An 18,948-nucleotide genomic window follows, 5' to 3' on the forward strand; every position below is an offset into this window, starting at 1 on the left:
CGGCATGGCGAAAAAAGCGGTCATCGGGGCCGTCATGCACAAAATGACGCATCTTATTTACGGGGTGGTCCGTACTGGCAAGCCCTTCGATCCAAATTATTTAACCAACGGGCTTGCTATTCAAGACGGTATCTGACCCCACATGACGGATTCGGAGAAAGATAGAGCGCACTGCGTGGTTTTGTTCTTTTTAATGTAGAGGCAGCTGCTCCGTGGCCCGCTAAGTGGGGTCAGAGTGAAGTTTCTGCAAAAGGCGCGCAGAAAGTTCACTCTGACCCCAGTTAGCTGCGTTTGTTAAGCGCACTGAAAAGGAAACCATATGAAAAATTTGCAAGGCAAGGTTGCCGTCATCACTGGCGCGGCGGAGGGCATCGGCAAGGGCATTGCGGCGCGGGCTGCGGCGGAGGGAATGAAGCTGGTGCTGGCCGATATCAATGCGGCCAAGCTGGAAGTTACGGTGGCCGAGTTCAAGGCCAATGGCGTCGAAGTGATCGGCGTGCCTACCGATGTCGCCAAGGAGGAGCAGATCAATGCGCTGGCAGAACAGGCGTTTGCCAGATACGGCAACGTGCATTTGCTGGTGAATAACGCTGGCGTTGCCGTTGCCAAGCCAGCCTGGGAAACCACGCAAGCGGATTGGGACTGGGTCATGGGCGTCAATTTTTACGGCGTCACGCACGCCTTGCGCGCCTTCATCCCCACCATGTTGCAGCATGGCGAAGACGGCCATATCGTCAACACCGCTTCCATGGCCGGCTTGACCTCGCAGCCTAGCCTGGCCAGTTACAACGCCAGCAAACATGCGGTGGTGACGGTGTCAGAAGGCTTGCATCACGATCTCGCACTACGGCAGTCACGGATCAAGGTGTCGGTGTTGTGTCCGGGCTGGGTCAAGACCGGAGTCGGCCATTCGGAGCGCAATCGGGGTGCTGCAAGCAATGGCGGCGCGGCTGGCGAAAAATCGGCGGTCGATGCGGTGACACTGAAAGTCGGCATGTCGATATTGCAGGCCGTGCAGAACGGCATTCCAGTGGCACAGGTAGCTGACGAAGTGTTTGATGCGATTGCTGCGGAGCGTTTTTATATCCTGACGCATCCGGAAATGAAGCAGGCTATCAAGATCCGCATGGAGGACATATTGGAACAGCGGGCGCCGACTTTATTGAGGATTTGAAGATTGTCCAGCAAACAGAAGGGCGGATCAGCATTAGCTCATCCGCCCTGATTTTACGCTTCGGTATTAATGCTTAGTCGATATCAAACTTGACGCCCTGCGCCAGCGGCAGGGTGCGGCTGTAGTTGATAGTGTTAGTCGCACGGCGCATGTAAGTCTTCCACGCATCGGAACCGGATTCGCGGCCGCCGCCAGTTTCCTTCTCGCCGCCGAAAGCGCCGCCGATTTCAGCGCCGCTGGTGCCGATGTTGACGTTGGCCAGGCCGCAATCGCTGCCGCTGGCGGACATGAACGCCTCCGCTTCGCGCACGTCGTTGGTGAAGATGGCCGAAGACAAGCCTTGCGGCACGGCGTTGTTGAGGCGTACTGCATCCTCGAAATTATCGTAGCGCAGCACATACAGGATCGGCGCGAAGGTTTCGTGATGCACGATGTCGCTTTGCTGCGGCATGCGCACCAGCGCCGGCCGCACGTAGAATGCCTGGGCCGCATCGCCTACCGGCAAACGCTCGCCGCCTGTCACCACACCGCCTTCGGCCTTGGCTTGGACCAGCGCCGCCTGCATGGCTTCGAATGCAGCCTGGTCGACCAGCGGACCGACCAGTGTGCCGCCATCCAGCGGATCGCCGACCTTGACGCTGGCGTAGATGCGTTCGATGCGACTCACCACATCGTCATAAATGCTGCTGTGGACAAACAGCCGGCGCAAGCTGGTGCAGCGCTGGCCGGCAGTGCCGACCGCCGAGAAAGTAATGGCGCGCAAAGCCAGGCTCAAGTCAGCGCTAGGGGTGACGATCATGCCGTTGTTGCCTCCCAGTTCCAGCAAGCTGCGGCCCAGGCGCTCGGCTACCGTGGTGGCAACCTTGCGCCCCATGCGCACGCTGCCGGTGGCGCTGACCAGCGGCACCAATGGCGAGGCGGAAAGCGCGGCGCCGATCTCGGCGCGGCCCAGCAATACCTGGCACAGATTAGCCGGCAGCAGATCCGGACGTTGCGCCGAAAAACGCGCTGCGGCTTTTTCAAACAGGGCATGCACCGCGAGCGCGACAACCGGGGTTTTTTCCGATGGTTTCCAGATTACGGCGTTGCCGCAGACCAGCGCCAGCGCGGCATTCCAGGCCCATACCGCGACTGGGAAATTGAAGGCGGTGATGACACCGCAGACACCCAGCGGATGCCAGGTTTCCATCATCCGATGGCCTGGGCGTTCGGAAGCGATGGTAAGGCCGTACAGCTGACGCGAGAGACCGACGGCGAAATCGCAGATGTCGATCATTTCCTGTACTTCACCGATGCCTTCAGACAAGATCTTGCCGGATTCCAGCGTCACCAGCTTGCCCAGCGGTTCGCGATATTCGCGCAGCACTTCGCCCAGGATACGTACCAGCTCGCCGCGTACCGGCGCTGGCGCCACGCGCCATTTTTCGTAGGCTTGCTGGGCGTTCTTGATGGCGCTTTCGGCTTCTTGCACGGTGTGCGCGCGCAGTGAGGCGATCGGAGCGCCGTCACGCGGCGAGCGCGAATGGAGATCGTTGCCGGCATGGGCGGAAAAATCGAAGCCGAGCTCAGTGAAGATGGTCGAGATTGTGGAGATTTGCGTCATGGTGTCCTCTGATGTCGTACCGACGCTGCTGCGTCTGATCGTGTCGGCCGTTGGTTTACGGCAGGTTCTTAACGGATTTGGAGTCGAGTATAAGGAATAAGTCGGTGAAACTTAAAATCAAAAAATATCAGGACATCATTACCTTTGATCATGGAGCCTGCAGGGATGCGTCTATTATGAGCCAGCATGTAAAATTGGCAAAGATCCCGATATCCGAAAAGGAAATAACATGGAAAATGCGTCCCAGGCATCCTGGCTTAGCGGGCAAGCGCAGGAAGCGAGTCAGCAGGGGCGTTTCGATGAAGCGTTAGCGCTATGGGAAGCAGCGCTTGAGCATGATCCTGGCAATCAGCAGTACGCAATTGGCCTCACTAATTTCCTGGCGCAGAACGGGCGCCCGGAGCAAGCCTTGCAGGCTTGTGACAGCTGGTTGGGCGCGAACCCGGGCATGCCTCTGCTGTGGATACAAAAGGGCATCATCCAGATCAATCATTTATCGGATACGCCAGGCGCAATCGACAGTTTTCACGCTGCATTGCGCTGCGAACCGGACAATTCGCGGGCGCATGAAGCGCTGGCCCAGATATATCTCTTCAAGCTGCAGCCAGAGCTGATGCGGTTTCATGCCGCACAGGCAATAACAAACGCCGATTTAAGATCCTCGCTGAGTATCCGCTGCCGCTTTCTCTCCGATTACGCCGGTGCAATAGCTGCCGCTAAGCAGATGCTTGCCGGCGACCCGGCGGATGTCGAGACCCTGCTTACAATGGGCAAGGCCTTATATATGCAGGGCCGCTTCGACGCCGCGCTTGGCATGTTGGCGCGCGCTGTCGAGCACGCTCCGGCAAGGGTCGATGTGATCGGCCCCTTCGCTGATCTGCTGTTGCTTTGCGGCGATCACCGCGCCGGCTGGCGGCGCCTGGAAGCGCTGGCTAACGACACGCACTTGCGGGCCAATTATCCGGGCGTGGTTCCTTACCTGGATAAACAATGGCGCGGCCAGCCGCTGGATGGCAAGCGCATCCTGGTCGCCTACTACGCCGGCATCGGAGACAATCTGATGATGGCGCGATTTGTGCGCGATCTGAAGGCGGCCGGCGCCCATGTCACGTTTGCTTGCCGTCCGGAGCTGCTGCGCCTGTTGCAAGGGATGGACGGGGCCGATGAAGTGGCGCCGGATTGGCAGCTTGAGCGTTGGCACGAATTCGACTATTGGGTATTCGACTATTTATTGCCCGCCTACCTGGGAGCAGCCCAGGGACATATTCCCGCGTATCGCGACGGCTACCTGCGCTCGCCTGCCGCGCTGAAGACGCACTGGGCGATGCAACTGCAAAAGCATCCCGCACGTCTTAAGGTTGGACTGTGCTGGTACAGCATTCCGCATAACTTTAGCGGGCTCGACCGCTTCATACCGCCGCAAGAATTCGCGCCGCTGGCGGAACTAGAGGGCATTGAATGGTTCATTCTGCAGAAGAACCAGATGAACGGAGAACTAGTGGGGCGTTCAGGTCTCAAGGCGCACGACTATTCCGGTCAATGGCAGGATTTTGCCGATTCTTCAGCCATGATTGAGGGGCTGGATCTGGTGATCTCCATCGACTCATCGCCGCTGCATCTGGCCGGGGCGCTGGGCAAGCCTGTTTGGGGGCTGCTGCCAGCCGCGCCGGAATGGCGCTGGGGGCTCGCCGGCGAGCAATGCAGTTGGTATCCGACGCTACGGTTGTTCCGCCAGACAGGGTTGCATTGCTGGGCGCCGGTGATTCAGCGCGTCAAAGAGGAACTCTTGTTGCTTCTATAGCACCGGGTTGGAGGGCTCAGCTTTCAGCCAACTCACTCAGCAGCCATTCCTGGAATTTGATCACGGCGGCTTTGCTGGCGTTTTTCTCAGGATAGGTCAGGTAATAGGATTGCGGGCTTTTGACGGCGAACGGGAAGGGCACGTGCAACTGGCCGAGGGCGATTTCGGTTTCTACCAGGAATTTCGGCATCAGCGCCACGCCGAGGCCGGCGGCGGCGGCCTGGATCACCATCGACAGTTGTTCAAAGCGCGGACCGGAAAGGGCGTCCGGGCAGGCGACGCCGACGTGGTTAAACCAGTCCTGCCAGGCTTGCGGCCGGGTAGTGTGTTGCAATAACGTCATTTCCGGCAAATCTTCGATGCGCTTGATTTTGCGGCCCAGCTCCGGGCTGCAGACCGGCAGCACTTCTTCGCCCATCAGCCGCACCATGACCGCGCCGGGCCAGTTCGGCTCGCCGAAATGGATCGCGGCATCCACTGCGCGGCTGTTGAAATCGAAGGGCAGCACCTCGGTGCTCAGGTTGAGGATGACGTCGGGATGGGCGGCGGTGAATTTGGCCAGGCGCGGGATCAGCCATTTGACGCCGAAAGTCGGCAAGGTTGCCAGATTGAGTACGCCGCCGGAGTTCTTGTGCGCCATCACCTGAAACGTCGCCATCTCGATTTCTTTGAGGATGACGGCAACCTGGGCCGCATATTCGGCCCCGGCCGCGGTCAGGATCAGGCGGCGGTTGATGCGTTCGAACAGCTTGACGCCCAGATAATCTTCCAGAATCGCCGCCTGGCGGCTGACTGCGCCCTGGGTCATGTGCAGTTCGTTGGCGGCTTTGGTAAACGATAGGTGCCGCGCTGCCGTGTCGAACGCGATCAGGCAGGAGGTGGAGGGGATGAATCTGCGCATTTTTCTTGGTGCCGAATAGGTAGGTGCTGCCGAGCAGGCACTATACCAAACGCGCGGCCGCTTTTCAGCGCTACCTTTAGCGTCAACTTCAAGCTGCCTGCGCAGAGAGTCAGGCATAAGCGCTACGACGCCGACCCGAAGCGCGTCAGACCCAGCAGTTGGGCCGGATCGAAAACGCTTTGCATCCTGGCCGCCAGCGCCTGTGATTCGGGAACCGTGTAGCGTTCATAGAATTGCTGGTTGAACGGGCCGACGCCATGCTCGGCGCTGAAACTGCCGTGATATTTATGCACCGCCAGATCGTAGATTTCCTGGCGCAGGGCGTGGATCCGCTGCGGCGGGAAGTCCGCTACCAGCTGCTGCGGCAGAACCAGGTTGAAATGCAGGCCGCCATCGCCCCAATGGCCGAAATCGAATACCTTGACGCCGGGGTAACTGCGTTCCAGCAGCGCTACTGCCTCATCGCGGAACAGCGCCAGTTTCGAGCGCGGTACGGCGATGTCGAAGGCGATCACTTTGCCTTCCTGGCGCACGCTGTCGGTGATGGCGTGGCGGATGCGCCACAAGACTTCCGGTTTGTCGATCACTGCATCCAGGATCAGATCGCCGAAACAGGCTTCGAGCCAGGCGCCGAACAGTTTCTCCAGATCGAAGTCAGCGCTGCGCGGCCGGGCGCTGCTCAGTTCGATCAGGAAAGTGTAGGGCGGCAGCGGCTCGAACGGCGCTTGTATCGAGGGAATATGCTGCAATACGGACTGCATGGCATTTTGCGAGATGCCTTCAAACGCGCTCAGGAAATCCGAGAAATTGCGCTCGAGGTCGCGCAACAGCAAGGCGGCGGCTTGCAGCGACGCCGGCGCCACCAGCGCCGTCGCGGTTTGCTGCGGTAGCGGGTGCACCTGCAATACTGCCTGGGTGATGACGCCGTAAGCGCCGCCGCTGCCGATGAAGCATTGTTTCCAGTCCGGCCCGGTATTGTTTTTCCTGAGGCGGTTGGTCAGATCCAGACGCTGGCCGGGTGGATCGATCAGCAGCGCTTCCAGCCCCAGCACGTTATGCCGTACGTCGCCGTAGCGGATCAGGCGTGCGCCGCCGGTGTTGGCAGCCAGCATGCCGCCTAGCGAGGGATCGGCCGCGAGGTCGATCGGGAACTGCAGCTCATGCTGCTTGAGCGCCTGGTTCAGATCGGACAGGCGGGTGCCGGCATAGGCTTGCACTACCCGGTCGACCGGATCGATGTCGATGACGCCCTTGATGCGTTCCATGCTGAGTACTACATCGTGGCCGGAACGATCCGGCGACGCCGCGCCCACCAGGCCGGTATTCGCCCCTTGTGCAACGATGCGGATTTTTTCGCTGGCGCACAGGCGCATCAGCTCGGCCGCCTCTTCGATATTGGCCGGGCGGGCGATGCAAAGGCTTTGGCCGTCGCCGTAGCGCGCGCCTTTTTCGTAGGGCTGGCGTTGATCCGGCGCGATCAGACAACCTTGCGGGCCGAGCAGGTCGCTGATGTGTTTCAGGGGGATGCTTATATCGCTCATGTCGCTATCAGCAGGAGGAAGGCGAGGACGAGGACGACGCAGCAGCCGACGCGGTCATCTTGAAAATGCCCTGGGCGTTGCCGCTGTCGAAAGTCAGGTCGAGCTTTTCGCTTTGGGTTTCCTGATCCAGATAACGGTCGCGTGAAATGAATTCGTAGAATGAGCCTGGCACCTGCATCTCGACCAAAGCGCCGTCTGCATCGCGCATCGGGCGCGTGACGGTGCTGGCGCGGAACGCGGTTTGCCGCACCCGGCCGTTCCTGGAAACCTCGATTTTTTCCTTGATGGCGCGGCCTAGTGCGCGTTGCGCATCGGCCACCTGTTCCACATTGGGAACCCGATCGGTGGCGTGGTTGAAGGCGTTGCCTTCGGTCGAAATCCAGGCCATTTCGGCCGATTCCGCCAGCAGAGTCTGGTATTCGGCGATGCTGGGCAGCGCATGCTGACGGTCGAAACACGACAGCAATACAGGCAGCAGCGCCAACGCATCGGTCAGCGGCAAGGTTTTGTCGCGCTCGAGTTGCTGCAGCAGCTGCGCCGAGTGCGCATCTATCGGATCTTGCGAGGTCGACAGGACCTTGTTGACGGTGGCCTGGAACTCGTTGGAGAAGTGGTGCGGGTGCAGTTCGCTCAAGAAAAATTGGGCGATTTCCTCAGGGTCGTCTTGATGTGCGTAAGCGCGGCCGGTCATGCTGATCCGTTCTAAGGGATAGATACCGTTCACCTGATAACCCAGCGGCCGCAGAATCCGGGTGAAGGCCGCCTCGCCGGGCGGCAAGGCGCCGGTGCTGATGCCAAGCACGGTGCGCAAAGCGCCGTGATCGAAGCGGATCTTGTTACCGGCGCGCACCGAGTCTTGTACATAGTCGTTACCCTGCGGGACGGCCTTCAGCAGTTTTTCGAACAGCAACATGTTCAGCGCCTGCGCTATTTCGATGCGGGAAACCGTGTCGGCGCGTGGCCGCAAAGTGCTGGCGGGGATTTGCAGCAGATCGGACAACTGGTTGGCGTGCTCGGCGCCTAAGAGTGACGCCAGCATGAATTGCAGGTTGGGCAGGTTGGGCAGGTTGGGCAGGTTGGTAGTGGGCATATGCGCGCTCAAGAGAGGGGACGATAAGCGCAGTGTAGATTTGAATCGAGGCGGGATAAAACGATTAATACTGATGGTTCAATGCGTTTTTCTCATGATCAGGCGAAAAAAAACGGGTGCAAAGCACCCGTTTTCGGATCAAGCCGGCAATTTTAGTAACCGATAGCAGCGCCGGCAGGACGACGGACATCGTTTGCACCGTAATACAGGCCGGGACGGACAGTGCCCGATACGCTGGCATCATTGCCTGAGCTGGCGCCGGCAACGCCGGCGGCGCCTGGCAGGCCGATCATGATCAGTTCAGCCGCGCCCCAAGGGGTTTGCTCTTTCATCTTGTAGCCCATGCCGTCCAGGATTTTCAGCGTGTCCGGCGACAGGCCGCGGGTTTCGTAATACACCTCGTCCGGCAGCCATTGATGATGGATGCGGGGCGCATCCACCGCTTCTTGCGGCGCCATGCCGTAGTCGATCACGTTGAGGGCGGTTTCCAGGGTGATGCTAATGATCCGCGAACCGCCTGGGGAACCCAGCACCATATAGGTCTTGCCATCCTTGGTGACCAGGGTCGGCGCCATCGACGACAGTGGGCGCTTGCCCGGTGCGATCGAATTGGTGGCGCCTTGCACCAGGCCGAATAGGTTTTGCACGCCGGCCTTGACGGTAAAGTCATCCATTTCATCGTTGAGGAAGAAACCGGTGCCGGGAGCAATCACCACGGCGCCGAAGCGGCCGTTGATGGTGTAGGTGGTGGAAACCGCATTGCCGTCCTTGTCGACGATCGAGTAATGGGTGGTTTCAGGCTTTTCATGCGGCGCCATGCCCGGCTGTACTTCTTTCGACGGCGTGGCTTTGTCAGCGCTGATTTTTTCGCGTATCGAGGCGGCGTACTCTTTGCTCAGCAGACGCTCCAGCGGATTTTTGACAAATGCCGGATCGCCGAGAAAGGTGTTGCGGTCCATATACGAGTGACGCATGGCTTCGGTCATGTAATGCACTGCGGAGGCAGAGTGGAAGCCGAGCGCTTTCATGTCGTAGCCCTCAAGAATGTTGAGGATCTGGCACATGGTGGCGCCGCCAGAGCTAGGCGGCGGTGCGGAGACGAACACGTAGCCGCGGTAGTTGCACGACAGCGGCGCGCTTTCGCTCACTTTGTAGCTGGCGAAATCGGCTGCGGTGAGGATGCCGCCGCCGGCTTTCGAGGCACTTTCCACTGCTGCCGGAATCGCGCCTTTATAGAAAGCATCGGGACCGTTGCGCGAGATGGCTTCCAGCGTCTTCGCCAGATCCTTCTGCACCAGACGGTCGCCCGGCTGCAATGGCGTGCCGTCGCGGCGCAGGAACAGGCGCGCAGCTTCGGGGTCTTTTTTGAATTGGGCGATGGTGGTGTCGAGGATGTCGGTATCGCCACGGTTCAGGATATAACCGTCGCGCGCCAGCTTGATCGCCGGCTGCATTACCTGGGCGCGGGTCAGCTTGCCGTATTTGCGTTGCGCGGTGTCGAGTCCCAGCACGGTGCCCGGCACGCCTGCCGCCAGATAGCCATACAGGCTGGCGTTGTTGATGACTTTTCCGGCGGAGTCCAGATACATATTGGCGCTGGCTGCGGCAGGAGCCGTTTCGCGGAAATTGATGAAGGTATCGCGGCCGTCAGCCAGGTGGATGGTCATGAAACCGCCACCGCCGATATTGCCGCAGCAAGGGTTCACCACCGCTTGCGCATAACCTACCGCCACCGCCGCATCGATGGCGTTGCCGCCCATCTTCAGGATGTCGACCCCAACCTGCGAAGCCAGATGCTGGGAAGTCACCACCATGCCATTCTTTGCTTCCACCGCAGGGGCGGACGCCGCCTGCACGCTGCCCAGCAAGCCCAGCAGCAGCGCCGACGCCGCCAATGGTTTCAACCAATATGTAATACGCATACCTTCTCCCTTTTATTAGTGGGCAAAGCGCTTGCCCCTTCCTCGAAATATGACGCATAAGCTAACAGCGGACCGGCTGTTGGCGCGGATAATTTGCGCGACAATTATTGCATCCTCTTGCGCGTCCGGCATGTTTTTTACTTTGCCGGATAACGATATGCGCATTAAGCATAAATTGCGCCCGATGCATTCAAGCCGGTTCCCGTAAGTTCGCACCTAAAGCGTGCTCTCGCCGGTCAGATTTTGAATGGTTTGCATCCCGGCCAGCGATTTCTGCACATACAATACGCTCTACGTTTTCAGAAAAATGCGACAGTGCTTGCATAAATCACTGTTTTTTTATACAGTGCTTACCTGAAGTCTCAAATACCTCACCACTTTTGTCGAAAGAGCAATCATGGACGATAAAAAATCCGCAGCCAATCCGGATAAAAGCAAGGCCCTTGCCGCGGCCTTGGCGCAGATCGAAAAGCAATTCGGCAAGGGTTCGGTCATGCGGATGGACGACGGCGCCGTGGTCGAAGAAGTGCAAGTGGTCTCGACCGGCTCGCTCGGCCTGGATATCGCGCTAGGCGTCGGTGGCTTGCCACGCGGCCGCGTAGTTGAAATCTACGGTCCGGAATCGTCAGGCAAAACCACGCTGACGCTGCAAACCATCGCTGAAATGCAAAAGCTGGGCGGCACCTGCGCGTTCATCGATGCAGAGCATGCGCTGGATGTCGGTTATGCCCAGAAACTGGGCATCAATCTGTCCGAGCTGCTGATCTCGCAACCGGATACCGGCGAACAGGCGCTCGAAATCACCGATGCGCTGGTGCGCTCCGGCGGCGTTGACCTGATTGTGATCGACTCGGTTGCAGCGTTGACCCCGCGTGCTGAAATCGAAGGCGACATGGGCGATTCCCTGCCAGGCCTGCAAGCCCGTCTGATGTCGCAAGCACTGCGCAAGCTGACCGGCAGCATCAACCGCACCAACACGCTGGTGATCTTCATTAATCAGATCCGCATGAAGATCGGCGTCATGTTCGGTAATCCGGAAACCACCACCGGCGGTAACGCCCTGAAGTTCTACGCTTCGGTGCGTCTGGATATCCGCCGTACCGGCTCGATCAAATCGGGTGACGAAGTGATTGGCAATGAAACCAAGGTCAAGGTCGTCAAGAACAAGATTGCGCCGCCGTTCAAGGAAGCGCATTTCGATATCTTGTATGGCGAAGGCACATCACGTGAAGGTGAAATCCTCGATCTCGGTTCCGACGCCAAGATCGTTGAGAAGTCCGGCGCCTGGTACAGCTATAACGGCGAACGCATCGGCCAGGGCAAGGACAACGCCCGTACTTATTTGAAAGAACGGCCGGAACTGGCGCGTGAAATTGAAAACAAGGTACGTGCCTCGCTGGGCGTGCCTGAACTCGGTGCGATCAAATCGGACGGCGGTGACAAGGCTGAAAAAGCCGCTGCCAAGGCAAGCAAGGCTGCTGCCAAGGCGGAAGAGCCGGTTTAATATCCACCCTGGTAACAGCGCGCTGCGCAGCCGGCCCGGTCCGGCAAACGCCTTTCATGCATATCCGTAAAATGGATTGTTGAAAGGCGTTTTTGTTTCAGACACCTATTTGGACTACAGGAAACCGCCATGGCAAAACTGCAAATCAGCCTCAAAGCCAGGGCGCTGCGTTATTTGTCAGCACGCGAACACAGCCGCCTGGAACTGGCGCGCAAGCTGGCGCGTTATGCGCAGGAAGGTGACGACATCGAAGCCTTGCTGGATAAGCTGGAAGCAGCAAAACTCCTGTCCCAGGCGCGTTTTTCCGAATCCCTGATTCATCGGCGCGCCCATCGCTACGGCAACAGCCGTATCCTCTCTGAACTGCAAAGCCACGGCATCGATGCTGAAGCCCTGGTAGATATCAAGGCCGATCTGGCCAGCGGCGAAATTGCCCGCGCGCGCGAAGTCTGGCGCAAGAAATTCAAGCAGCCTGCGGCAGACGCTGCCGAGCGCGCCAAGCAAATGCGGTTTTTACTGCAACGGGGGTTTTCTCATCGGGCGATACAGGCTGCAGTCAGAGGTGATGAAGAGAGCGACGAGTAGTCATACTGACGGTTTCGGCATCGACAGCAGCGGGTTTCCAGACGCAGGAGCTATCTGCTGTGATCAACGAGTGTTTACGGCGATTGCATCAAGTTGTTCTTGTTCGAAATTTCCCAATGTGTACAGATTGAGTCCCTTGCCGACGGTTGTTCGACGGAAATGCATATATCTAAAAATATGTTGCATGGATTGCGCATATTTATTGCAATACGCTAAAAGTTTGGTATTTGCAGGTTGCATTGCGACAAACAAATTGATCATGTTTGTCCCGTGACCCTGTCCTCGTAGCTCATATTTGATAGCGCATTTATCTATTAGTTTGACAATGCTTCCATCTTCCTCTTGAGCTGTCTTGATCTGTAGAAAACCTATTGGCTCACCTTGATGAGTAAATACCAAAAGCTCACGGTCCATGTCCTTGCCGTGTTTTCTATTTCGTGGCCCCAAAAATTGCAGCTTTGAAAAAAAACGTACTGACGCAAGCAGTGAGAGAAATATCGCTATATGACCAGTCGAGGTTAGGAATGAATCTGTAAATGAACCATCCAGGCTGCCTCGTACTACAAGATCGAATATGAAAGGTATATCCAAGATGCCTGCATCGTGAATCGAGGTATCGGTAAGTAAATTGGAGATTGATGTCATATTGTTGGCCATCGACTACCCTCAGAAAAGCTGCGAGCAGGGCTCATTATATTCAGAAGAATAGCGATTTTGGGTATATTTCAAATTGGAAATGTGTCGTAACGGTTTGTAAAATAGTTTTGAATTTTGCCTGTTGTTAATACCAAAAATACTTGCGGTGCAATATCACACGTAACCGGAGGCGGCTTCTGAGAATGCAAAAGTTTCTTCGAAGCCGGAATATTCGAGGTGCCCCTGATTTATGCGACTCTGCCTGCGGCACAAGACCCCACCTCGTCAGCTTACAAGAGCCAGGCTCGCCGGAACTGCAACACAGTCAATAACAATTGGGGGGCGAAGCAGCGCAAGCTGTGCTACACTTTTGGGGTTTTTTGCAAACCGCAGGAGCGGCAGTTACCATAGAAACTGTGGTAACGATACGCAAATCAGTCCATCAATATGTCTCTGACAACCTCCATTTCCCGCCGAGCGTTAAAGCACACCCGCGCGATTCACATCGACGCGTTCGTACGTGATGACGACCTATGGGAAATCGACGCTCATGTTACCGATACCAAACCTTTCGATCTTGCTCTGCCATCCGGCAATCTGCCGGCAGGCCAGCCCCTACACAGTCTGTGGCTAAGGCTGACGCTGGATCGCCAGTTCGTCATCGTTGGCGCCGAGGCTCACTCCGAAGCGGTGCCTTACAGCAATCATTGCAACACCATCGAACCGGATTACAAGAAACTGATCGGCCTGAGCCTGGTCAAAGGATTTCGCCACACGCTCAAGGAGCGCATGGGCGGCGCGCTCGGCTGCACCCATTTGACCGAGCTGGCGCAGATATTGCCGACCGCCGCATTGCAGGCTTTCGGCGCCGAGATAGATCGCCAGAGTGACCCGGCTGCGGAGCCAAAGAAGCCGCCCCAGCTCGATCGCTGCCATGCTCTACGTAGTGATGGCGCAGTTGTCGCCAAATATTATCCGAAGTGGGCAAGCAGCTCACCAGCAAAAGTCGACATCGAATCGACGCCAGAATCACCGCATTTTTTAGAAGCAACGCATTGAGAACCACCGCATTTAGAACAAACGCATTTAGAACCACATTTATCCAACCAAGCAATTTCATTTAATTAAGTGTCAGAAGGGAAGCTCGTATGAAGATCCATGAGTATCAGGGTAAGGAAATTCTCCGCCAGTTCGGCGTGACAACACCGCGTGGCATCCCGTGCCTGAGCGTCGATGACGCGGTCAAGGCAGCCGAAACGCTCGGCGGTTCGGTGTGGGTGGTTAAGGCCCAGATCCATGCCGGCGGTCGCGGCAAGGGCGGCGGCGTGAAAGTTGCCAAGTCGCTGGAACAAGTGCGTGAATACGCCGGCCAGATTCTCGGCATGCAACTGATCACGCATCAAACCGGACCAGAAGGCCAGAAAGTCCGTCGCCTGCTGATCGAAGAAGGCGCTGACATCAAACAAGAACTGTACGTAAGTATGGTGACTGACCGCGTCAGCCAACGTGTGGTGCTGATGGCATCCAGCGAAGGCGGCATGGACATCGAAGAAGTGGCTGCCAGCCACCCGGAAAAGATTCATCAAGTGGTCATCGATCCGGCCACCGGCCTGACCGACGCTGAAGCAGACAGCATCTCGACCAAGATCGGCGTACCTGCCGGCTCGATCGCTGACGCCCGCAAGCAATTGCAAGGTCTGTACAAGGCCTACTGGGATACCGATTCCTCGCTGGCTGAAATCAACCCGCTGATCGTCACCGGCTCCGGCAAGGTTATCGCTCTGGACGCCAAGTTCAACTTTGACTCGAATGCCTTGTACCGCCATCCTGAAATCGTTGCCTATCGCGACCTGGACGAAGAAGATCCAGCTGAAATCGAAGCTTCCAAGTTCGATCTGGCTTACATCTCGCTCGACGGCAATATCGGTTGCCTGGTGAACGGCGCCGGCCTGGCCATGGCCACCATGGACACCATCAAGCTGTTCGGCGGCGAACCTGCCAACTTCCTCGACGTCGGCGGCGGCGCCACCACTGAGAAAGTGACTGAAGCATTCAAGCTGATGCTGACGAATCCGGGCTTGAAAGCCATCCTGGTCAACATTTTCGGCGGCATCATGCGTTGCGACGTGATCGCAGAAGGCGTGATTGCGGCTTCCAAGGCAGTGCACCTGTCGGTGCCGCTGGTGGTCCGCATGAAGGGCACCAACGAAGAAATCGGCAAGAAAATGCTGGCCGACTCCGGCCTGCCGATCATCTCGGCGGACAGCATGGAAGAAGCGGCGCAGAAGGTTGTTGCTGCGGCCAACGGTAAATAAGTAAATAACTAGGAACAGATATGTCGATCCTGATCAACAAAGACACTAAAGTCGTCACCCAAGGCATTACCGGCAAGACCGGCCAATTCCACACCCGCGGCTGCCGCGACTACGCAAACGGCAAGAACGCTTTTGTCGCTGGCGTGAATCCGAAAAAAGCTGGCGAAGATTTCGAAGGCATCCCGATTTTCGCTAACGTTTCCGAAGCCAAGGCCGCCACCGGCGCCAACGTCTCGGTGATCTATGTGCCGCCTGCCGGTGCAGCCGCTGCTATCTGGGAAGCCGTCGAAGCCGAACTCGACCTGGCCATCTGCATTACCGAAGGCATCCCGGTACGCGATATGCTGGCATTGAAAGACCGCATGGCAAAAGCCGGCAGCAAGACCTTGCTGCTGGGCCCGAACTGCCCAGGCTTGATCACGCCGGACGAAATCAAGATCGGCATCATGCCAGGCCATATCCACAAGAAGGGCCGTATCGGCGTGGTTTCGCGCTCCGGTACCCTGACTTATGAAGCAGTCGGTCAATTGACCGCACTGGGCCTGGGCCAATCGTCGGCAGTCGGCATCGGCGGCGATCCGATCAATGGCTTGAAGCACATCGACATCATGAAAATGTTCAACGATGATCCAGAAACCGACGCTGTCATCATGATCGGTGAAATCGGCGGTCCGGACGAAGCTAACGCCGCTTACTGGATCAAGGACAACATGAAGAAGCCGGTAGTCAGCTTCATCGCTGGTGTTACCGCTCCTCCGGGCAAGCGCATGGGCCATGCCGGCGCGCTGATCTCGGGCGGCGCCGATACTGCGCAAGCCAAGCTGGACATCATGGAAGCGTGTGGCATCACCGTGACCAAGAATCCATCGGAAATGGCGCGTTTGCTGAAGGCGATGCTGTAAGTTGCGCTGAATGGCAAGGCAGGGGTTTATCGTATAGATAAATACCTGTCAGCAAGATGAAATGGAAAGGGAGCTTCGGCTCCCTTTTTTATTGGCGTGCACAATCCGGCAATGGATTGCGGCTGTCGCATCCCGGGGCCGGGCCGCCGCCGACTTTGCAATTTGTCTTGCCGTCCCCTGCAGAACCAAGGAAAATGCTTGTAACAAGGCAATCGTTTGATCTGCCATAACTATTTATCGATCATGTCTCGACATATGCCGCTTGAGTTTGCCGCCAAAACGGATATTGGTATGGTGCGAGTACAAAACGAAGACACCGTCGTGGTCGACGCTGTCTTGCAGCTGGCGATCCTGGCCGACGGCATGGGCGGCTACAACGCCGGCGAAGTCGCCAGCAGCATCGCCACCGTCGCCATCCAGGAAGAAATCGAAAGCCAGCTGCAGGAATACCGCCGTCTGCAAAAGCCGGAGGCCGAGCTGCCGGTCCGCCAGTGGCTGATGCAGGCGGTGCGCCAGGCCAACAGCACCATCATCAACGCCGCCCGCCGCGAGCCGGAATATCGCGGCATGGGCACCACCCTGGTGGTGGCCTGGTTCGATCCGCTGGGCAGCGTCGGCATCGCCCATGTCGGCGATTCGCGTGCCTATCGCATCCGCGACGGCCTGCTGGAGCAACTGACGCGCGACCACTCCCTGCTGCAAGAACAGATCGACGCCGGCCTGATCCGCGCCGAAGATGCGCAATTCGCCCTCAACCGCAACATCGTTACGCGCGCCGTCGGCATCGACTACCAACTGGTGGTGGAAGTCCATCAGCATGAGGTGCAAGCCGGCGATCTTTACCTGCTGTGTTCCGACGGCTTGTCGGACCGGATCGGCGATGAGGATATCTTCAACATCGTCAGCGACGCCCAGGGCGATCTGAAGATGGCATGCACCATGCTTATCAATGCGGCCAATGCGTCTGGCGGCCAGGATAATGTGTCGGTGATCCTGATCAGGGTGCCGGACGAGGAGTAAGCCAAATTGCTGCTGGAGGCCGACGGCAAGCGCGATCGGCAAACTCGCAATATAAATCCCGAAATTTGAGTATCATTGCCCCGAAACAACATTAAACTGGGGGGGGGGGTGAAGTATGCAAAACCGGATGTTTGAGCAACGCCAACACCAATAACTGCGATAACTGTGGATATGGCCAGATCCGCAGCATGGTTTTAAATTAACTTACAGATAGCGTTTCCCAAGAGAGATAGGAATGGCGAAGATCATCCTGACCAAAGGCGGCACCGTGATACAAGAGATGACGCTCACCAAAGAGCGCACCACCATCGGCCGCCGCGCCCACAATGACCTGGTCATTGATAACCTCGCCATCAGCGGCGAGCATGCGGTCATCATCACTATCTACAACGATTCGTTTCTGGAAGACCTCAACAGCACCAACGGCACCCAGGTCAACGGCCATCCGGTCACCAAGCATTTTCTACAGCATAACGATGTGATCCAGATGGCCAGGTACAAGCTGTTGTACCAGGTCGATACGGACGAAGAAATCAAGGACAACCGGCCGAAGATGTTTCCGGTGCCGCGGCCGGACGCCACCATTACCGTGCTGGACGGGCCTAGTGCTGGTAAGGAAATGCTGCTGACTAAGGTTTTGACTACGATTGGTCGTCCTGGCATTCAGGTGGCGATTGTGACACGTCGGCCGCACGGCTACGAGTTGACCCATGTTGAAGGGCAGACTTATACTCGGGTCAATGACACCCCATTAAGCGCCGGTGCACGGGCGCTCAAGGATGACGATGTGATTGATATTGCAGGAACTCTGATGCGATTTTCCTGGAAGGCTGTTTAGTCTGTTGGTGATGTCGGCAAGCAATATTTTTTGTCACCATTTCCTTGCAGCACAAGTCATCCATCATACCTCTTGTCCACACTGCAACGAAATAATCTTGTGGCATGGCGTTCCGTCGATATTTAAGATTATTGCCGGTTTTATTTATCCCGGTAATTGCGCATGCTTTAAGTAGCGGGCGAAATCGTCAATGATGAATGGCCATATTTCTTTGTGACAAACTTTGTCAGCACAACATCGGGAATCTGCCAAATTTCCTCACTTTCCACAGCGCAAATCCACTAAATCCCGAAAGTTTCCACTGGCACAGACATTGCTCTATACCCCGTGTAGTGCAGCCCCTTTTTATTAACTGGAGAAACAAATGAAATCGATGAAAATGATTAAGCGCGTACAGCGCGGTTTTACCCTGATCGAATTGATGATCGTTGTTGCGATTATTGGTATCCTGGCGGCAATTGCCATTCCTCAGTATCAGGATTACGTCAGCCGTGCCAAATGGCAAGACAATATTTCGCAGGTTGAGTCGTATAAATTGATCATTGCCGAATGTCTGCAAAATAATAACAATACTTTTACTAACCTGTGCGACACTTCGGCTAATGTCACAGCAACCATGGGCGCAGCAGCCTTCCCTACGGCCGCAAACAATCTGGCTAGTGCCGATTATGGCACCACTGTTGCCAAGGCGATAACATTGGTTGGTAATGCTTCCGTTGGCGGCTGTACCGTAACTATCACTCCTACTCTTAACGGGACCAGTTCAGTATCATGGTCTTATATCACTACTAAAACTGCAACCTGCACTAAATCCAAGACGGGTTTCACTGCTAGCTAATTCGTGTAATGCAAACAGTAATTACGTAGCTGTACCCGTTAAAAACACCTCCGATATTTCGGAGGTGTTTTTTCTTATCGGTTGACTCAAAGCATGCGGTCATCTGCCGCATGTTTTAGTCGTTCCAGCATGAAGTTTTAGATAACGGCAGAGGCAAGCCGGATTTGGTTTAGTCTCGGAGCTATGTGCTCGACCGACTATTTTGGCTCAAGAAATTGTTGTGGACATAAGCTTGTCTTCTTGGTTTTGCGGCACGGTAGTTTCAACCCGCATGCTCA

General features: G+C 56.8%; 15 protein-coding genes and 1 pseudogene. 10 read left to right on the plus strand and 6 right to left on the minus strand.

Annotation, left to right across the window (positions count from 1 at the left end; genetic code table 11):
• The first annotated feature begins 319 nt into the window (after positions 1-319).
• Positions 320-1,174, plus strand: a complete 855-nt coding sequence (locus VNZ60_RS21145) for an SDR family NAD(P)-dependent oxidoreductase (protein WP_325662696.1) — start codon at positions 320-322, stop codon at positions 1,172-1,174.
• A 73-nt stretch (positions 1,175-1,247) separates the two neighbouring features.
• Here the strand turns inward: VNZ60_RS21145 and amaB are convergent, their stop codons facing one another.
• On the minus strand, positions 1,248-2,777 hold the full coding sequence (gene amaB, locus VNZ60_RS21150; protein ID WP_325662698.1) for an L-piperidine-6-carboxylate dehydrogenase: 1,530 nt from the start codon (positions 2,775-2,777) through the stop codon (positions 1,248-1,250).
• 229 nt (positions 2,778-3,006) lie between these two features.
• On the opposite strand from amaB, the gene VNZ60_RS21155 reads away from it, so the two are divergent.
• Positions 3,007-4,578: a tetratricopeptide repeat protein gene (locus VNZ60_RS21155; RefSeq protein WP_325662701.1), complete on the plus strand. Its 1,572-nt coding sequence runs from the start codon at positions 3,007-3,009 to the stop codon at positions 4,576-4,578.
• A 16-nt stretch (positions 4,579-4,594) separates the two neighbouring features.
• Here VNZ60_RS21155 and gcvA read toward each other — a convergent pair whose 3' ends face one another.
• The 4 genes from gcvA to ggt form a co-directional block, all read right to left on the minus strand.
• Positions 4,595-5,479, minus strand: coding sequence for a transcriptional regulator GcvA (gene gcvA, locus VNZ60_RS21160; protein WP_325662703.1), 885 nt, complete (start codon positions 5,477-5,479; stop codon positions 4,595-4,597).
• 122 nt (positions 5,480-5,601) lie between these two features.
• Positions 5,602-7,020 carry an FAD-binding oxidoreductase gene (locus tag VNZ60_RS21165; protein ID WP_325662705.1) on the minus strand — a complete coding sequence of 473 codons (1,419 nt, stop codon included), beginning with the start codon at positions 7,018-7,020 and terminating at the stop codon, positions 5,602-5,604.
• Between the two features lie 7 nt (positions 7,021-7,027).
• On the minus strand, positions 7,028-8,110 hold the full coding sequence (locus VNZ60_RS21170) for a DUF1338 domain-containing protein (RefSeq protein ID WP_325662707.1): 1,083 nt from the start codon (positions 8,108-8,110) through the stop codon (positions 7,028-7,030).
• 152 nt (positions 8,111-8,262) lie between these two features.
• On the minus strand, positions 8,263-9,924 hold the full coding sequence (ggt, locus tag VNZ60_RS21175; protein ID WP_325662761.1) for a gamma-glutamyltransferase: 1,662 nt from the start codon (positions 9,922-9,924) through the stop codon (positions 8,263-8,265).
• 505 nt (positions 9,925-10,429) lie between these two features.
• Here ggt and recA point away from each other — a divergent pair.
• A complete protein-coding gene (recA, locus tag VNZ60_RS21180) occupies positions 10,430-11,536 on the plus strand; it encodes a recombinase RecA (protein ID WP_325662708.1) in 1,107 nt (368 codons plus the stop codon).
• Positions 11,537-11,665: 129 nt separating this feature from the next.
• Entirely contained in the window at positions 11,666-12,121 is a 456-nt protein-coding gene (gene recX / locus VNZ60_RS21185; RefSeq protein WP_325662710.1) for a recombination regulator RecX, read from the plus strand.
• Between the two features lie 63 nt (positions 12,122-12,184).
• Here the strand turns inward: recX and VNZ60_RS21190 are convergent, their stop codons facing one another.
• Positions 12,185-12,766 carry a hypothetical protein gene (locus VNZ60_RS21190; protein WP_325662712.1) on the minus strand — a complete coding sequence of 194 codons (582 nt, stop codon included), beginning with the start codon at positions 12,764-12,766 and terminating at the stop codon, positions 12,185-12,187.
• A 438-nt stretch (positions 12,767-13,204) separates the two neighbouring features.
• On the opposite strand from VNZ60_RS21190, the gene VNZ60_RS21195 reads away from it, so the two are divergent.
• The 6 genes and pseudogenes from VNZ60_RS21195 (at position 13,205) to VNZ60_RS21220 (ending at position 18,670) form a co-directional block, all read left to right on the plus strand.
• Positions 13,205-13,816 carry a DUF2889 domain-containing protein gene (locus VNZ60_RS21195; RefSeq protein ID WP_325662714.1) on the plus strand — a complete coding sequence of 204 codons (612 nt, stop codon included), beginning with the start codon at positions 13,205-13,207 and terminating at the stop codon, positions 13,814-13,816.
• An 83-nt stretch (positions 13,817-13,899) separates the two neighbouring features.
• A pseudogene (gene sucC / locus VNZ60_RS21200) lies at positions 13,900-15,072 on the plus strand (ADP-forming succinate--CoA ligase subunit beta); the annotation flags it as partial.
• 20 nt (positions 15,073-15,092) lie between these two features.
• Positions 15,093-15,974, plus strand: coding sequence for a succinate--CoA ligase subunit alpha (gene sucD / locus VNZ60_RS21205; RefSeq protein WP_092355167.1), 882 nt, complete (start codon positions 15,093-15,095; stop codon positions 15,972-15,974).
• A gap of 255 nt (positions 15,975-16,229) precedes the next feature.
• Positions 16,230-16,994 (plus strand): Stp1/IreP family PP2C-type Ser/Thr phosphatase, encoded by a 765-nt coding sequence (locus VNZ60_RS21210; protein WP_325662763.1) that lies wholly within the window; start codon positions 16,230-16,232, stop codon positions 16,992-16,994.
• A 235-nt stretch (positions 16,995-17,229) separates the two neighbouring features.
• Positions 17,230-17,832: an FHA domain-containing protein gene (locus tag VNZ60_RS21215; protein ID WP_325662717.1), complete on the plus strand. Its 603-nt coding sequence runs from the start codon at positions 17,230-17,232 to the stop codon at positions 17,830-17,832.
• A 373-nt stretch (positions 17,833-18,205) separates the two neighbouring features.
• Positions 18,206-18,670: a pilin gene (locus tag VNZ60_RS21220; RefSeq protein WP_414648935.1), complete on the plus strand. Its 465-nt coding sequence runs from the start codon at positions 18,206-18,208 to the stop codon at positions 18,668-18,670.
• Positions 18,671-18,948: the final 278 nt, after the last annotated feature.

Origin of the sequence: Collimonas sp. (genome assembly GCF_035566375.1) — a bacterium.
GTDB lineage: Bacteria > Pseudomonadota > Gammaproteobacteria > Burkholderiales > Burkholderiaceae_D > Collimonas.

Bases quoted from the DNA above. Each gene is read 5' to 3' on its own strand.
- VNZ60_RS21155 (WP_325662701.1), top strand. From the start codon at position 3,007: ATGGAAAATGCGTCCCAGGCATCCTGGCTTAGCGGGCAAGCGCAGGAA.
- VNZ60_RS21190 (WP_325662712.1), bottom strand. From the start codon at position 12,766: ATGACATCAATCTCCAATTTACTTACCGATACCTCGATTCACGATGCA.
- recA (WP_325662708.1), top strand. From the start codon at position 10,430: ATGGACGATAAAAAATCCGCAGCCAATCCGGATAAAAGCAAGGCCCTT.
- recX (WP_325662710.1), top strand. From the start codon at position 11,666: ATGGCAAAACTGCAAATCAGCCTCAAAGCCAGGGCGCTGCGTTATTTG.
- sucD (WP_092355167.1), top strand. From the start codon at position 15,093: ATGTCGATCCTGATCAACAAAGACACTAAAGTCGTCACCCAAGGCATT.
- VNZ60_RS21145 (WP_325662696.1), top strand. From the start codon at position 320: ATGAAAAATTTGCAAGGCAAGGTTGCCGTCATCACTGGCGCGGCGGAG.
- VNZ60_RS21165 (WP_325662705.1), bottom strand. From the start codon at position 7,020: ATGAGCGATATAAGCATCCCCCTGAAACACATCAGCGACCTGCTCGGC.
- gcvA (WP_325662703.1), bottom strand. From the start codon at position 5,479: ATGCGCAGATTCATCCCCTCCACCTCCTGCCTGATCGCGTTCGACACG.
- VNZ60_RS21210 (WP_325662763.1), top strand. From the start codon at position 16,230: ATGCCGCTTGAGTTTGCCGCCAAAACGGATATTGGTATGGTGCGAGTA.
- amaB (WP_325662698.1), bottom strand. From the start codon at position 2,777: ATGACGCAAATCTCCACAATCTCGACCATCTTCACTGAGCTCGGCTTC.
- ggt (WP_325662761.1), bottom strand. From the start codon at position 9,924: ATGGTGGTGACTTCCCAGCATCTGGCTTCGCAGGTTGGGGTCGACATC.
- VNZ60_RS21195 (WP_325662714.1), top strand. From the start codon at position 13,205: ATGTCTCTGACAACCTCCATTTCCCGCCGAGCGTTAAAGCACACCCGC.
- VNZ60_RS21215 (WP_325662717.1), top strand. From the start codon at position 17,230: ATGGCGAAGATCATCCTGACCAAAGGCGGCACCGTGATACAAGAGATG.
- VNZ60_RS21220 (WP_414648935.1), top strand. From the start codon at position 18,206: ATGAAAATGATTAAGCGCGTACAGCGCGGTTTTACCCTGATCGAATTG.
- VNZ60_RS21170 (WP_325662707.1), bottom strand. From the start codon at position 8,110: ATGCCCACTACCAACCTGCCCAACCTGCCCAACCTGCCCAACCTGCAA.